Source organism: Streptomyces sp. NPDC014882 (assembly GCF_043081325.1).
Classification (GTDB): domain Bacteria; phylum Actinomycetota; class Actinomycetes; order Streptomycetales; family Streptomycetaceae; genus Streptomyces.
Map to the genome: position 1 here is coordinate 330,123 of NZ_JBIBWL010000001.1, position 13,473 is coordinate 343,595.

The 13,473-nt window shown below is 68.6% G+C and carries 15 protein-coding genes and 1 pseudogene; 14 read left to right on the forward strand and 2 right to left on the reverse strand.

Going from position 1 to position 13,473, the window contains the following annotated elements:
• The first annotated feature begins 76 nt into the window (after positions 1–76).
• Both tuf and ACF09K_RS01415 read left to right on the forward strand, forming a co-directional pair.
• Positions 77–1,270: an elongation factor Tu gene (tuf, locus tag ACF09K_RS01410; RefSeq protein ID WP_363089027.1), complete on the forward strand. Its 1,194-nt coding sequence runs from the start codon at positions 77–79 to the stop codon at positions 1,268–1,270.
• A 217-nt stretch (positions 1,271–1,487) separates the two neighbouring features.
• Positions 1,488–2,639 carry an acyltransferase family protein gene (locus ACF09K_RS01415; protein ID WP_392240434.1) on the forward strand — a complete coding sequence of 384 codons (1,152 nt, stop codon included), beginning with the start codon at positions 1,488–1,490 and terminating at the stop codon, positions 2,637–2,639.
• Between the two features lie 137 nt (positions 2,640–2,776).
• Here the strand turns inward: ACF09K_RS01415 and ACF09K_RS01420 are convergent, their stop codons facing one another.
• Positions 2,777–3,082, reverse strand: a complete 306-nt coding sequence (locus ACF09K_RS01420; RefSeq protein ID WP_392240435.1) for a hypothetical protein — start codon at positions 3,080–3,082, stop codon at positions 2,777–2,779.
• A gap of 233 nt (positions 3,083–3,315) precedes the next feature.
• On the opposite strand from ACF09K_RS01420, the gene ACF09K_RS01425 reads away from it, so the two are divergent.
• The 4 genes from ACF09K_RS01425 to ACF09K_RS01440 all read left to right on the forward strand — a co-directional run bounded on the left by ACF09K_RS01425 (position 3,316) and on the right by ACF09K_RS01440 (position 6,683).
• On the forward strand, positions 3,316–3,753 hold the full coding sequence (locus ACF09K_RS01425; RefSeq protein WP_392240436.1) for a hypothetical protein: 438 nt from the start codon (positions 3,316–3,318) through the stop codon (positions 3,751–3,753).
• A gap of 18 nt (positions 3,754–3,771) precedes the next feature.
• Positions 3,772–5,580, forward strand: a complete 1,809-nt coding sequence (locus ACF09K_RS01430; protein WP_392240437.1) for an alpha/beta hydrolase — start codon at positions 3,772–3,774, stop codon at positions 5,578–5,580.
• Between the two features lie 45 nt (positions 5,581–5,625).
• The gene (locus tag ACF09K_RS01435; protein ID WP_392240438.1) at positions 5,626–6,156 is read left to right on the forward strand and encodes a hypothetical protein; all 531 of its coding nucleotides are present in this window, start codon (positions 5,626–5,628) and stop codon (positions 6,154–6,156) included.
• A gap of 83 nt (positions 6,157–6,239) precedes the next feature.
• Positions 6,240–6,683 carry a hypothetical protein gene (locus ACF09K_RS01440; RefSeq protein ID WP_392240439.1) on the forward strand — a complete coding sequence of 148 codons (444 nt, stop codon included), beginning with the start codon at positions 6,240–6,242 and terminating at the stop codon, positions 6,681–6,683.
• Between the two features lie 133 nt (positions 6,684–6,816).
• On the opposite strand, the pseudogene ACF09K_RS01445 reads toward ACF09K_RS01440, so the two are convergent.
• Positions 6,817–7,155 (reverse strand): annotated as a pseudogene (locus ACF09K_RS01445) (hypothetical protein); the annotation flags it as partial.
• A 449-nt stretch (positions 7,156–7,604) separates the two neighbouring features.
• Here ACF09K_RS01445 and gdhA point away from each other — a divergent pair.
• The 8 genes from gdhA to rpsS all read left to right on the forward strand — a co-directional run bounded on the left by gdhA (position 7,605) and on the right by rpsS (position 13,472).
• A complete protein-coding gene (gene gdhA / locus ACF09K_RS01450; RefSeq protein ID WP_392240440.1) occupies positions 7,605–8,960 on the forward strand; it encodes an NADP-specific glutamate dehydrogenase in 1,356 nt (451 codons plus the stop codon).
• Positions 8,961–9,328: 368 nt separating this feature from the next.
• Positions 9,329–9,664: a cupin domain-containing protein gene (locus ACF09K_RS01455; RefSeq protein WP_392240441.1), complete on the forward strand. Its 336-nt coding sequence runs from the start codon at positions 9,329–9,331 to the stop codon at positions 9,662–9,664.
• A 571-nt stretch (positions 9,665–10,235) separates the two neighbouring features.
• Positions 10,236–10,544: a 30S ribosomal protein S10 gene (gene rpsJ, locus ACF09K_RS01460; protein WP_003948644.1), complete on the forward strand. Its 309-nt coding sequence runs from the start codon at positions 10,236–10,238 to the stop codon at positions 10,542–10,544.
• A gap of 16 nt (positions 10,545–10,560) precedes the next feature.
• Positions 10,561–11,205, forward strand: coding sequence for a 50S ribosomal protein L3 (gene rplC / locus ACF09K_RS01465; protein WP_073491919.1), 645 nt, complete (start codon positions 10,561–10,563; stop codon positions 11,203–11,205).
• An 8-nt stretch (positions 11,206–11,213) separates the two neighbouring features.
• Positions 11,214–11,873 carry a 50S ribosomal protein L4 gene (gene rplD / locus ACF09K_RS01470; RefSeq protein WP_382785971.1) on the forward strand — a complete coding sequence of 220 codons (660 nt, stop codon included), beginning with the start codon at positions 11,214–11,216 and terminating at the stop codon, positions 11,871–11,873.
• Positions 11,873–12,292: a 50S ribosomal protein L23 gene (rplW, locus tag ACF09K_RS01475; RefSeq protein WP_392240442.1), complete on the forward strand. Its 420-nt coding sequence runs from the start codon at positions 11,873–11,875 to the stop codon at positions 12,290–12,292. Before rplD ends, rplW begins: the two co-directional genes overlap by 1 nt.
• 49 nt (positions 12,293–12,341) lie before the next feature.
• Positions 12,342–13,178, forward strand: coding sequence for a 50S ribosomal protein L2 (gene rplB, locus ACF09K_RS01480; protein ID WP_030039757.1), 837 nt, complete (start codon positions 12,342–12,344; stop codon positions 13,176–13,178).
• Positions 13,179–13,190: 12 nt separating this feature from the next.
• Complete coding sequence (rpsS, locus tag ACF09K_RS01485; RefSeq protein ID WP_363089032.1) at positions 13,191–13,472, forward strand: 30S ribosomal protein S19; 282 nt, start codon at positions 13,191–13,193, stop codon at positions 13,470–13,472.
• The last annotated feature ends 1 nt before the right edge of the window (position 13,473 follow it).

Sequence of the window (13,473 nt, forward strand, 5' to 3'; positions counted from 1 at the left end):
GGCCCGGGCATTCCAGCAAAGATCACCTGGCGCCGATGAAGTAAGGCGTACCAGAACCACTCCCAGGAGGACCCCCGTGGCGAAGGCGAAGTTCGAGCGGACTAAGCCGCACGTCAACATCGGCACCATCGGTCACATCGACCACGGTAAGACGACCCTCACGGCCGCCATTACCAAGGTGCTGCACGACAAGTACCCGGACCTGAACGAGGCCTCGGCCTTCGACCAGATCGACAAGGCTCCCGAAGAGCGCCAGCGCGGTATCACCATCTCCATCGCGCACGTCGAGTACCAGACGGAGACGCGTCACTACGCGCACGTCGACTGCCCGGGTCACGCGGACTACATCAAGAACATGATCACCGGTGCTGCCCAGATGGACGGCGCCATCCTCGTGGTCGCCGCCACCGACGGCCCGATGCCGCAGACCAAGGAGCACGTGCTCCTGGCCCGCCAGGTCGGCGTTCCGTACATCGTCGTCGCCCTGAACAAGGCCGACATGGTGGACGACGAGGAGATCCTGGAGCTCGTCGAGCTCGAGGTCCGTGAGCTCCTCTCCGAGTACGAGTTCCCGGGCGACGACCTGCCGGTCGTCAAGGTGTCCGCTCTCAAGGCGCTCGAGGGCGACCCGGAGTGGGCCCAGACCGTCCTCGACCTGATGCAGGCCGTCGACGAGTCCATCCCGGAGCCCGAGCGTGACGTCGACAAGCCGTTCCTCATGCCGATCGAGGACGTCTTCACGATCACCGGTCGCGGTACGGTCGTCACCGGCCGTATCGAGCGTGGTGTCCTGAAGGTCAACGAGACCGTCGACATCATCGGCATCAAGACCGAGAAGACCACCACCACGGTCACCGGCATCGAGATGTTCCGCAAGCTGCTCGACGAGGGCCAGGCCGGTGAGAACGTCGGTCTGCTGCTCCGCGGCATCAAGCGCGAGGACGTCGAGCGCGGCCAGGTCATCATCAAGCCGGGTTCGGTCACCCCGCACACCGAGTTCGAGGCGCAGGCGTACATCCTGTCCAAGGACGAGGGCGGCCGCCACACGCCGTTCTTCAACAACTACCGCCCGCAGTTCTACTTCCGTACCACGGACGTGACCGGCGTCGTGACCCTCCCCGAGGGCACCGAGATGGTCATGCCGGGCGACAACACCGAAATGAAGGTGGAGCTGATCCAGCCCATCGCCATGGAGGAGGGCCTGAAGTTCGCCATCCGTGAGGGTGGTCGGACCGTGGGCGCCGGCCAGGTCACCAAGATCAACAAGTAAGTCCTTGTTGTTCGACCTGGTTGCTCCAGCCTGAGCTGAGCACCTGAGAGGGCCCGTACGACTCCGGTCGTACGGGCCCTTTCGCCTGCCCGCGAGCTGCCGGAGACGCTGGGTGTGCCGCATGTGCGACAGGTGAACCATGGACAAACGTTCGGCTGTGGGGCCTGTGAGGCGGCTGTCCCGGCCCTAGCCTGATGCGTCGGACCCCCCGACGAGGATGACTGGCTTGGCTCTCACCCGCGGCGCGCAGCCGCTTCCCCCGCTCGCCGTGCTGCCGCCGACCGGCACCCCGCACGTCCGCGAACGACGCCCCCGCCTCTACGCCGTGGACGGCATCCGGCTGCTGGCCGCCCTGATGGTCGCGCTCCACCACTACGCGGGCACCTACCGGGTGGACCGCCCCGGCAACCCGATCTGGGGCCGCCCGGTCTCGGAGATCATGCCGACGGTGTTCCACGTGGCGTCCTACGGCTGGATCGGCGTGGAGATCTTCTTCGTCATCAGCGGCTTCGTGATCTGCATGTCCTGCTGGGGCCGCACGCCCCACCAGTTCTTCGTCTCCCGGGTGATCCGGCTGTACCCGGCGTACTGGTTCGCGGTGCTGTTCACCACGGGCGTGCTGGCGGCGGTACCGGGCGTCTGGGAGCGGCTGCGCGCCCGGGACGTCCTGCTGAACCTGACGATGCTCCAGTCCGGCTCCGGCGTGCGCAACGTGGACGGCGTGTACTGGACGCTCTGGTCGGAGCTGCGCTTCTACCTGCTGTTCCTGGTGGTCGTCGCGACCGGCCTGACGTACCGCAAGGTCGTCCTGTTCTGCTGCGTGTGGGGCGCGGCGGCCATGCTCGCCCCGGTGTCCGGCCTGCCCCTGCTGGTGCTGCTGGCCAACCCCGAGGGCGCCTGGTACTTCATCGCCGGCCTCGCCCTCTACCTCATGCACCGCTTCGGCCAGGACCTGCTCCTGTGGGGCATCCTCGGCACGGCCTGGCTGATGGGGCAGCGGGAGCTGGGCATGCGCGTCGACCAGGTCGAGCACGTGTCGAGCTGGCGGGGCGCGGTGCTGATCTTCACCCTGTTCCTGCTGCTGATGGTGGCGGTGGCCCTCGGCCGCACCGACCGCGTCCGGTGGCGCTGGCTGGTGACGGCGGGGAGCCTGACGTACCCCCTCTACCTCATGCACTACGCGGCCGGTACGGCGATCATCAGCCGCCTGCACGACGAGCTGGACGCCCGGCTCCTGGTGGCGGCGTTGATCGCCGGTTTCCTGCTGCTGAGCTGGGCGGTGCACCGGTTCGTGGAGCGGCCGCTGGCGGGCGCGGTGAAGCGAGGGCTGGAGGGCGCGTTCGCCCGGGCGCGGAGCGGCGGGGGATAGGCCGGCCGGCGCGGCTGGCCGGCCGATCGGATCTGCCCCCGTCCGCCTTCTCCTTCCCCTGTCCGCCTTCTCCTTCCCCTGTCAGCCTTCGCCGCCCCCGTCTGGCTTCTCCGTCCTCTCCGTCCGCCGCTCCGGCGTCAGGCGGAGAACGCCACGGCGAGCAGCGCGAGGATCCCCACCGGGAACACCGTGATCGCCAGCGCGGCGCAGGCCGCCAGGACGCGCGGCGTGCGCATCGAACGCCGGTGGGGCAGTGCCCAGGCCACGGCGAAGAGCGCCAGGGCCGTGTGGAGCATGCCCCCGTACTGCTCCATGCCGGCATGGGCGAGCACCATGCCGTACTCGAGCGCGAGAAGCGGCACACCGGGCACGGAGACGATGAGGGGCGCCTTCCACCAGGTTCTGTGGGGGACGTGGGACGGCCGTGGGTCCTTCGCTGTCATGGGCCCACTTCAGCAGCGACGGCGGCGCGGGGGCATCGGGGCGGATACTCACACGCGCCGTCGATCGTCTGAGTACGGGGAGACCGGGGCCGCGCGGGCCGCGTGACGGTGGCCTCCTGCCGTGCCGGGGTGGCGCGATACGGTACATGCCCATCGGGACCACGGGGACGCGTGTCGTCGCGTGGTGCGTGTGCAGTGATGACGGGGACGACGGGGACGACGGGGAGACGCGCATGGTGTGGGAAGAGTGGGAGCAGCTGAAGAGCGCGGCGGCCGAGCAGCACGGGACGCGGATGCAGCTGAACCAGGTGCCGCTGGATCCGGGTGGGAGCGGCGGCGGCACCTTGGTGTCGAACAAGCCCGCCTGGTCCAAGGCGGGCCGGGACGTCGGTTCGCTCCGCGACGACATCGCCAAGGCCGTGGGGAAACTGACGGACGGACAGCAGGGCCTGGGCGAGGACGCCGGCTGCCTGACGGCGGCGGCGCAGAAGGACGTCCACACGTCCTGGGAGACGTACGTCAAGAAGGTGAGCGGACGCTGCGGGAAGCTCGCCGGTCTGCTGGAGAAGGCGGGCAACGACCAGTTGAGGACCGACGAGGCGATCGAGGCCGAGATCGGCAACCTGAAGGTGGAGTACGGGGACACGCCCGCTGTCGGCGGCAAGGGCTGAGGGAGGTAACGGGACGTCATGGACCTCGCAACGCTCAAGGCCCTCAAGCCCTCCGAGTACTCGGAGGCGGCCGACGGATACCGCACCACCTCGGACATGGCGAGCGCGGCCAAGGACCGCGTCGAGAACCAGATCGTCGTGGCCATGAGGAACTCGCTGAAGGGCGAGGCGGCGACGGCGGCGATCGGACAACTGGGGGAGCTCGGCAAGAACTTCCATTACATCCAGGTCGAGTGCGGTCTGGTGAGCGCCGCGCTGGAGGCGTTCTCCTGGGAGATGGCGGCCGCCAAGTCCAAGCTCGACGCCGCCCTCGAAGGCGCGCGGGCCGCGAAGCTCACGGTGAACGCCGACGGCTCCATCACCTACCCGGCCGGCGGGGAGAAGGACGCCGACGGCAAGATTCCCGACGGCGGCACGGTGAGCGGCCTGACGGACGGTACGGCCGCGGCGATCGGCCGGCAGTCGGCCAACTTCGACCCCAACCCGAACCACCGTCTCGCCCAGGACTACGCCGACCAGATCGCCGCGGCGCTCAAGGAGGCGACGGAGGCCGACGGGAAGTGGGCGCCGAAGCTGCGCGCGCTGAAGGCGGACGACGACCTGACCGTCTCCGACGGCGACTGGTCCGACGCGGCCTCGGACACGAGCGGCGTCAAGGACGCGGGCACGAAGTACCTCGACTCCCTGCCCCAGCCGCCCAAGGACGGCCTCCCGGCGAGCAACGCGGAGTGGTGGAAGGGCCTCGACGCGGAGCAGCAGGCGGCGTGGATCTCCCTGCGCCCCGACGCCGTGGGAGCCCTGGACGGCCTGCCGGCCACGGTCCGGGACGAGGCGAACCGCATCGTGTTCGACGAGACGCGCGGCAAGATGCAGACCGAGCTGAACTCGATGCCCAAACCACCGCTCAACGAGTGGACCTGGATCACCGCGGGGGGCTACCCGTCGAAGGTCCACACCGACGAGTGGATGGACTGGCACCGGCAGTACGGGGACCGGTACGAGCACCTGACGGGGTCTCTGAAAGGCATGCAAGCCATCCAGAAGCGCTTCGACCAGACCGGCACGAACGGGCTGCCCGAGGCCTACCTGCTGGGGTTCAGCACCGACGACGACGGTCGGGCGATCGTCGCCAACGGAAACCCGGACACCGCCGATCACACGGCGGTCTACGTCCCGGGTACGACGTCGGATCTGCCGGGCATCGAGGGGGACGTCAACCGGATGGTCAACCTCTGGCACTCGGCCGAGGCCAAAGCCCCTGGGCAGTCCGTTTCGACGATCACCTGGATCGGCTATGACGCGCCTGACGACGTCGTCAAGGACGCGCCGTTCAAACACTACGCGTACGACGGTGCGCCGGCGTTCCGCGAATTCATGGATGGTCTCGATGCGTCGCACTCCGGTGACACGCCCTCCCACACGACCGTGATCGCGCACTCGTACGGGACGACCCTCGTGGGTGCCGCGGCCGAGACCGGGCATCTCAATGCCGATGACCTCGTCTTCGCGGGCAGTCCCGGCGTCAGGGTTTCCGGCGCCGACGAATTGGACGTTCCCAAGGGACACGTGTGGAACGAGGAGGCCGAGGGAGACGTGGTTCCCGACATCGGCCGCTGGGGCCACGGCGGTGACGGTTTCATCATCCCCAGTGATCACGAGTTCGGCGCCAACCAGATGACGACGGACACCGAGGGGCACAGCGGGTACTGGGACACGGGCTCGGCCGGGGACTCGACGAGCCTGTTGAACCAGGCCCTGGTCGTCGTCGGGAAGGGGGACGACGTGGCCTTGAAGCCGCCGCCCGACCCGTGGGCGCACGTGAAGTAGGAAGTGCACAGCCCCCAACCCGTCCGACGAGTTAAGGCCCTCGACGTGAAGAACAAACTGAGTGCTCCGGCGCTCATCGTCCCCCTGATCATCACCACCCTCACCGGATGCAGCATGACTGACGACAACTCCGACGCCATTCCGTCCGCCGGCACGGCCACCTCACGGGAGGCCTCAGACGCGATGGAAAAGGTGTCCAGCGGCATTTACGACCTGCTGGGTATCAAGGGAAAGGCCTCCGACAGCCGTCCGACGGTCCTGGACTGTCCGGGCAAGGACAAGAAGACCTACTTCCGGATCCTGCACCCCTGGAGCTTCGTCCCGGCGTCGGCGAGTGACCTCGACGTGGCGATGGAGCGGCTCAAGACGGAACTGCCGAAAGACGGATGGGAGATCGTCGACTACGGGCCGGACACCAGCAAGAACAAGAACATCAACCTGACCGCCGACAACGACCGGAAAAAGGTCAGCGTGAAGGCCATCGCGATGGCGAAGGACGAGCCTCCGCTGCTGACTCTGGACATCATCTCGGGCTGCTACAAGGTTCCCGAAGGCCAGGAGGTCGAGCGTTTCTGATGGCCAGTGCGAGGCCACTGATCGCGCTGTCCGTTCTTGCGCTCGCGACGGGCTGCTCGTCCACTGCGGGCAGTGAGGGCCCGGTGGACGAGCTCGGGGCCCGGTCCGTCGCGGCGGTCAAGACCGAGATCTCGGAGCTGTCCAGCCGGCTTTTCGACGCCATGGGCATCAAGGACAAGGCCATGGAGCCGGAGCCGAGCGTTCAGCCGTGCGACTCCGGAGAGGAAGACTCGGGGGAGTCGTACAGGATCCGGCATCCCTGGTCGGCGTACGGGGCGGGGAACGACGTCATGGAGAAGGGGATGGCCAATCTGCGTCAGGAATTCCCTGATCAAGGTTGGAAAATCGAAAAGGCCGGTGACGACGGCAGCAGGAACAAGAACATGCAGATCCTGGCTGTCCACACAAAGACGCTCAGTCAGGCTGAAATCACCTGGCTCAAAGGGCTGGACGGCCACGAGCCGCTCATCGAGGTGAACCTGTACTCAAGGTGCTTCAGGTCTGCGAGTGACTCAGAGCAGAGGTGATCGGCCGGTCAGGAACCGTTCGGTGTGGTGGGAGGAGACCCGGCCGTGCCGCGTCCCCTACCGCGCCGTCGGCCCGCTGGACGGGCCCTCGGCAGGCATTACCCAACCGCAGCGGGTGCGGGGGACCGGCCCGTCACTCGTCCCCGAAGATCTCCTCGGCCGCCGGCGCCGTGACGGCGCGGGTGAGCCAGTGGCGGAGGACCTCGGGGTCGGTGCAGTCCATGACGCGCCCGCGGACGTCCTCGGAGACGTCGAGGCCCCGTTGTTCCAGGATCATGAGGATGTCCTCGGCACGCCCTTGGGCGCGGCCTTCGTCGCGGATTTCCTCGGAGATGTACGACGTGCAGAAGGAAAGGTCCACGGTCACCAGGTTCCTCCAGAGATGCTTGGCCGGGCGGTTGCCCAGGTCCTGTGCGGTGAATTCGACGACGGGCTCCGCGATGTCCTCGGGCACGTCCCGCGATGCTGGGGACGCGCCAGGATGCCGGGCAGCCATCGGGAAGGAGTTTCTCCTCGGTGGTGGGGCCCTCACGCCGGGAGCGGCGTCCCGGCGGGGGCCGATGCGTGTCCGCGGTCGTTCGCGCCGAGCGTAGGGGGGTCCGGGACCCGGACGTCCGGTCGGACCGGTGATGTTCACCCACCCGAGTGGGTGCGGACCTCGGGCAGGTGGGGCGGGGTGGCCGCCTGGGGCCGGAAGCCCGGCGGGATACCGGGCGAACGTGGATGTCAGACCTATTCCGGGCGACCTGTTCTCACATAGTGGCGTATGGACCGTGGGCCGCCGGTCCTCGTGTTACACACGGGTAACACCGAAGTTTCCCGCGCGCGGCAAAGGCGCCGAGCGCCAGCCCCCACCGAACGGATCGGGCCGGATCACCGGCTGCCCGGTCCCCGGTGGCAGCCGTGCCAGAAAGGGCTCCCGTGACGACGCGACCCGAGATCACCTCGCTCGAACATCTGCATGTCGAACTCGTGCGCCGCAATCCGGCGGAACCCGAGTTCCACCAGGCCGCGCGCGAGGTGCTGGACAGCCTCGGCCCAGCGCTCGCGGCGCGCTCCGAGTACCGGGACCCGGGACTCGTCGAGCGGCTGATCGAGCCGGAGCGGCAGGTCATCTTCCGCGTGCCGTGGACGGACGACAACGGCCGGGTGCACGTCAACCGGGGCTTCCGGATCGAATACAACAGCGCCCTCGGCCCGTACAAGGGCGGTCTGCGCTTCCACCCCTCGGTGAACCTCGGCATCATCAAGTTCCTCGGCTTCGAGCAGATCTTCAAGAACGCGCTGACCGGGCTCGGCATCGGCGGCGGCAAGGGCGGCAGCGACTTCGACCCCCAGGGTCGCAGCGACGCCGAGGTCATGCGGTTCTGCCAGTCCTTCATGACCGAGCTGTACCGGCACATCGGCGAGTACACCGACATCCCGGCCGGTGACATCGGCGTCGGCACCCGCGAGATCGGCTACCTGTTCGGCCAGTACCGGCGGATCACCAACCGCTGGGAGGGCGGCGTGCTGACCGGCAAGAGCGCCGGCTGGGGCGGCTCGCTGATCCGGCCCGAGGCGACCGGATACGGCAACGTGCTGTTCGCGGAGGCCATGCTGCGCGCCCGCGGCGAGGACCTGGAGGGGCAGACGGCGGTCGTCTCCGGCTCCGGGAACGTCGCGATCCACACCATCCAGAAGCTGGCCGCCCTCGGCGCCCACCCGGTCACCTGCTCCGACTCCGGCGGCTACGTCGTCGACGACAAGGGCATCGACCTGGAACTGCTGCGCCAGGTCAAGGAGGTCGAGCGCGGCCGGGTGAGCACGTACGCCGAGCGGCGCGGCGGCTCCGCGCGGTTCGTGCCCGGCGGGCGGGTCTGGGAGGTCCCGGCCGACGTCGCGCTGCCGTCCGCCACGCAGAACGAACTGAACGCCGAGGACGCGGCCGTCCTCGTCCGCAACGGCGTGAAGGCGGTCTCCGAGGGCGCGAACATGCCGACCACGCCGGAGGCCGTGCAGCTGTTCCAGCGGGCCGGCGTCGCCTTCGGCCCCGGCAAGGCGGCCAACGCGGGCGGGGTCGCGGTGAGCGCGCTGGAGATGACGCAGAACGCGTCGCGCACGTCGTGGAAGGCCGACCAGGTCGAGGACGAGCTGGCCCGGATCATGACCGACATCCACACCACCTGCGCCGAGACCGCCGAGCGCTACGGCGCCCCCGGCGACTACGTGGCGGGCGCGAACATCGCCGGCTTCGAGCGGGTGGCGGACGCGATGCTGGCGCAGGGCGTCATCTGACGCACCCGCGTGACGCGGTACGGCTTCGGGCCGTCACGGCGTCACGGCGTCACGGCGGCACGGCGGCAGGCCGTCACGGAGCGGACAGGCCGGCCGGGGGAGAGGCGGCGGAAGCGAGCGGGGGGTGCCGGGCGGGCGGGGTCGCGGGACGCCCACCGGTTCCCCGGCCGGCCCCGGCGGTCCCGCCGCCGTCGCCATGTCGCCCTCGCGGCGGAGGAGTTCGGCCCGGTGCGGGGGCCGGCCCGGAAGGACAACCGGCAGGCGCGCCGACCACCGGCCGGGGCGGGGGACCCATGCCCGCCCCGGCCCCTCCGACTACCCCACACGGCCCTGGCGCCCGTACGCCCCGCCCGGGAAGACTTGCGGTCATGCAGACGAAGCTCTCCCTCGACGCGCTCGCCCGCGAACAGCTCGAACGCGCCGCCGCCTCCTCCACCGGCCGCAGCGCGAGCACCGTCTACGGCGGTCACGACCACGCTCTGCGCCAGACCCTCCTCGCCCTGACCGCCGGCACCTCCCTCGCCGACCACGAGAGCCCCGGCGAGGCGACGCTGCTGGTGCTGCGCGGACGGGTCCGGCTCACCAGCGGTGACACCGCGTGGGAGGGCCGCGCCGGCGACCTCCTCGTGATCCCGCGGGCCCGCCACGGCCTGGAGGCGACGGAGGACTCCGCGGTCCTCCTCACGGTCGCCGCACAGGGCTGACCGGCTCGTAAGGACGTCGCCCACGCCGTACGGCCACGTGTCGTACGGCCGCGGTCGTACGCACTCCGGCCGGGCGCCGCCCTCGGTCCCGACGGGACCGCGGAGGCGTGCCGGTGGCCGCACGAGGCCGACTGCCCGGAAACGAGAGCCGATCGTGTTTGACCCACGTCACTCCGGGGGTAATCTGTTCGGCCCGATTGGCCAGGCCCCCGCCCCATATGGCAGACTGTCCGAGTTGCTCGGCCGAGTGTTGATGCTGCGCGCCTCCCGCCGGGAGGACCGGAAGCGAGTCCCACAGTACTCGTCGCCCCAACTGCCTCACGGCAGCGCTGGGGCGGACGTACGGGAATCTTCCGGGAAGCGTGGGTGCGACACCGACCAGGCACCCGGTGGGCCTTCCGCCCCCGGTCTGCGGTTCCGGTAGGGCCGTGTGCATTCCCCGCAGGGATGTTCGAACACTGGGACATCCGTGTCAGCGGGAGCGCGACACACCCGACCGCGTGGGTCGGAGGAAACGGTAAGGGGCCCACCAGGTCCAGAGCGTGAGAAGAGACAGGACTACTGAGTAGCCATGGCGGGACAGAAGATCCGCATCCGGCTCAAGGCCTACGACCACGAGGTCATCGACAGCTCGGCGAAGAAGATCGTCGAGACGGTGACGCGTACTGGTGCGTCGGTCGCGGGCCCGGTGCCGCTGCCCACTGAGAAGAACGTGTACTGCGTCATCAAGTCGCCGCACAAGTACAAGGACTCGCGCGAGCACTTCGAGATGCGCACGCACAAGCGCCTGATCGACATCCTCGACCCGACCCCCAAGACCGTTGACTCTCTGATGCGACTCGACCTCCCGGCCGGTGTCGACATCGAGATCAAGCTCTGAGGCCGGTGATCTGAAGATGACCAAGCAGATCAAGGGCATCCTGGGCGAGAAGCTCGGCATGACGCAGGTGTGGGACGAGAACAACCGTGTTGTTCCGGTCACCGTCGTCAAGGCCGGCCCCAACGTCGTCACCCAGGTGCGTACGAACGACGCCGACGGCTACGAGTCGGTGCAGATCGCCTTCGGCGAGATCGACCCGCGCAAGGTGAACAAGCCCCTCAAGGGCCACTTCGCCAAGGCCGACGTCACTCCCCGCCGCCACCTCGTCGAGATCCGTACCGCTGACGCCAGCGAGTACACCCTCGGCCAGGAGATCACCGCCGAGGTGTTCGAGGCCGGCATCAAGGTCGACGTGACCGGCAAGAGCAAGGGCAAGGGCTTCGCCGGTGTCATGAAGCGTCACAACTTCAAGGGCCTCGGCGCCGGACACGGCACCCAGCGCAAGCACCGCTCCCCCGGTTCCATCGGTGGCTGCGCCACCCCGGGCCGCGTGTTCAAGGGCCTCCGCATGGCGGGTCGCATGGGCAACGAGCGGGTCACCACCCAGAACCTGACCGTCCACGCCGTTGACGCGGAGAAGGGTCTGCTGCTCATCAAGGGCGCGGTTCCCGGTCCGAACGGCGGCCTCGTCCTGGTCCGCACCGCGGCCAAGGGGGCCTGAGGTAACCGATGAGCACTGTTGACATCCTTTCGCCTGCAGGCGAGAAGACCGGTAGCGTCGAGCTCCCCGCGGAGATCTTCGGCGTGGAGAAGGTCAGCATCCCGCTGATCCACCAGGTCGTCGTCGCGCAGAACGCCGCTGCCCGTCAGGGCACGCACAAGACCAAGCGCCGCGGTGAAGTCCGCGGTGGTGGCAAGAAGCCGTACCGCCAGAAGGGCACCGGCCGCGCCCGTCAGGGTTCGACCCGCGCGCCGCAGTTCGCCGGTGGTGGCGTCGTGCACGGTCCCGTGCCGCGTGACTACTCGCAGCGGACCCCGAAGAAGATGAAGGCCGCGGCCCTGCGCCACGCCCTTACCGACCGGGCCCGCCACAACCGCATCCACGTCGTCACCGGCGTGATCGAGGGCGACACCCCGTCCACGAAGTCCGCCCGGACGCTGTTCGGCAAGATCTCGGAGCGCAAGAACCTGCTCCTGGTCGTCGACCGCGCCGACGAGGCCGCGTGGCTGTCCGCCCGCAACCTGCCCCAGGTGCACATCCTGGAGCCGGGCCAGCTGAACACGTACGACGTGATCGTCTCGGACGACGTGGTCTTCACCCAGGCCGCTCTTGAGTCCTTCGTGTCCGGCCCGAACAAGGCCAACGACACCGAAGGGAGTGACGCCTGATGGCTACGCGTCACCCGAGCATCGCCTCCAAGGCGGCCAAGGCCGCCAAGGCCGCGCGCGTCGCCAAGGCGAAGCGCCACGAGGCCGAGGGCAAGAACACCGTCGTCACCCCGGTCAGCAAGTCGTTCACGGACCCCCGTGACGTGCTGCTGAAGCCGGTCGTGTCGGAGAAGAGCTACGCGCTGCTCGACGAGGGCAAGTACACCTTCATCGTCGCGCCCGGCGCCAACAAGACCCAGATCAAGCAGGCCGTCCAGGCGGTCTTCTCGGTCAAGGTCACCGGGGTCAACACGATCAACCGCCAGGGCAAGCGCAAGCGCACCAAGACCGGTTTCGGTCAGCGCGCTTCCACCAAGCGCGCGATCGTGACCCTCGCTGAGGGCGACCGTATCGACATCTTCGGCGGTCCGACCGCGTAAGCGGTTCGGAGCGTCCAGATAATCGGAAACTTCCGAGGACTGAGAGACAATGGGTATCCGCAAGTACAAGCCGACTACGCCGGGCCGTCGTGGCTCCAGCGTCGCCGACTTCGTCGAGGTCACGCGGTCCACGCCGGAGAAGTCGCTGGTCCGCCCGCTGCACAGCAAGGGCGGCCGTAACAACGCCGGTCGTGTGACCGTTCGCCACCAGGGTGGCGGACACAAGCGCGCCTACCGAGTGATCGACTTCCGTCGTCACGACAAGGACGGCGTGCCGGCGAAGGTCGCGCACATCGAGTACGACCCCAACCGCACCGCGCGCATCGCGCTGCTGCACTACGCGGACGGCGAGAAGCGCTACATCCTCGCCCCGCGCAACCTGCAGCAGGGTGACCGCGTCGAGAACGGTCCCGGGGCCGACATCAAGCCGGGCAACAACCTGGCCCTCCGCAACATCCCGGTCGGTACCACGATCCACGCGATCGAGATCCGTCCCGGTGGCGGTGCCAAGTTCGCCCGCTCCGCCGGTGCCTCCGTGCAGCTGCTCGCGAAGGAGGGCACCATGGCCCACCTCCGCATGCCGTCCGGTGAGATCCGCCTGGTCGACCAGCGCTGCCGCGCCACGGTCGGCGAGGTCGGCAACGCCGAGCAGAGCAACATCAACTGGGGCAAGGCCGGCCGCAAGCGCTGGCTGGGCGTCCGCCCGACCGTCCGCGGTGTGGCGATGAACCCGGTCGACCACCCCCACGGTGGTGGTGAGGGCAAGACCTCCGGTGGTCGCCACCCGGTCAGCCCCTGGGGTCAGAAGGAGGGTCGTACTCGTTCGCCGAAGAAGGCTTCGAACAAGTACATCGTCCGCCGCCGCAAGACGAACAAGAAGCGCTAGGAGCGGGTTTAGATGCCGCGCAGTCTCAAGAAGGGGCCCTTCGTCGACGACCACCTGATCAAGAAGGTGGACGTACAGAACGAGGCAGGCACCAAGAACGTCATCAAGACCTGGTCCCGTCGCTCGATGATCATTCCCAGCATGCTGGGTCACACGATCGCGGTGCACAACGGCAAGACCCACATTCCGGTGTTTGTCACCGAGTCGATGGTCGGCCACAAGCTCGGCGAGTTCTCGCCGACGCGCACCTTCCGGGGTCACGTCAAGGACGACCGGAAGTCGAAGCGCCGCTAAC

What these genes read in the sequence shown, in the direction of transcription:
- ACF09K_RS01455 (WP_392240441.1), top strand. Translation starts at nt 9,329, where the DNA reads ATGCAGACGAAGCTCTCCCTCGACGCGCTCGCCCGCGAACAGCTCGAA.
- rpsS (WP_363089032.1), top strand. Translation starts at nt 13,191, where the DNA reads ATGCCGCGCAGTCTCAAGAAGGGGCCCTTCGTCGACGACCACCTGATC.
- ACF09K_RS01425 (WP_392240436.1), top strand. Translation starts at nt 3,316, where the DNA reads ATGGTGTGGGAAGAGTGGGAGCAGCTGAAGAGCGCGGCGGCCGAGCAG.
- rplB (WP_030039757.1), top strand. Translation starts at nt 12,342, where the DNA reads ATGGGTATCCGCAAGTACAAGCCGACTACGCCGGGCCGTCGTGGCTCC.
- rplC (WP_073491919.1), top strand. Translation starts at nt 10,561, where the DNA reads ATGACCAAGCAGATCAAGGGCATCCTGGGCGAGAAGCTCGGCATGACG.
- rplD (WP_382785971.1), top strand. Translation starts at nt 11,214, where the DNA reads ATGAGCACTGTTGACATCCTTTCGCCTGCAGGCGAGAAGACCGGTAGC.
- rplW (WP_392240442.1), top strand. Translation starts at nt 11,873, where the DNA reads ATGGCTACGCGTCACCCGAGCATCGCCTCCAAGGCGGCCAAGGCCGCC.
- rpsJ (WP_003948644.1), top strand. Translation starts at nt 10,236, where the DNA reads ATGGCGGGACAGAAGATCCGCATCCGGCTCAAGGCCTACGACCACGAG.
- ACF09K_RS01430 (WP_392240437.1), top strand. Translation starts at nt 3,772, where the DNA reads ATGGACCTCGCAACGCTCAAGGCCCTCAAGCCCTCCGAGTACTCGGAG.
- ACF09K_RS01420 (WP_392240435.1), bottom strand. Translation starts at nt 3,082, where the DNA reads ATGACAGCGAAGGACCCACGGCCGTCCCACGTCCCCCACAGAACCTGG.
- ACF09K_RS01415 (WP_392240434.1), top strand. Translation starts at nt 1,488, where the DNA reads ATGACTGGCTTGGCTCTCACCCGCGGCGCGCAGCCGCTTCCCCCGCTC.